1 pseudogene is annotated in these 209 nt (G+C 73.2%); it reads left to right on the top strand.

From position 1 onward, the window contains the following. Positions 1 to 14 precede the first annotated feature (14 nt). Positions 15 to 209: pseudogene (locus QM517_RS18205) on the top strand (GNAT family N-acetyltransferase); the annotation flags it as partial.

Here is a 209-nt window from a genome sequence, read left to right as displayed (position 1 = left end):
GCTTGCCTCGGACGGTGGACCTCCAGCGCTGCCGTCCGGCCGATGTCGAGGCGCTCACGGCGTTCCTCGGCGCGGTCGACCGCACGCTCAGCGGTCTGGACTCGCCGAGCGTGCGGTTGTGGGTGGAACGCGAGGAGGCGGGAGCGATCGTCGGCAGCACCGGATACGAGCTCAGCGGCGACGGGCCCCACGCGCTGATCCGCAGCGGC

The sequence above is a fragment of the Microbacterium sp. IEGM 1404 genome (genome assembly GCF_030056775.1).
Taxonomy (GTDB): domain Bacteria; phylum Actinomycetota; class Actinomycetes; order Actinomycetales; family Microbacteriaceae; genus Microbacterium.
Note: the sequence above shows the minus strand (reverse complement) of the source record. Positions and strands in the feature narration are given on the sequence as shown.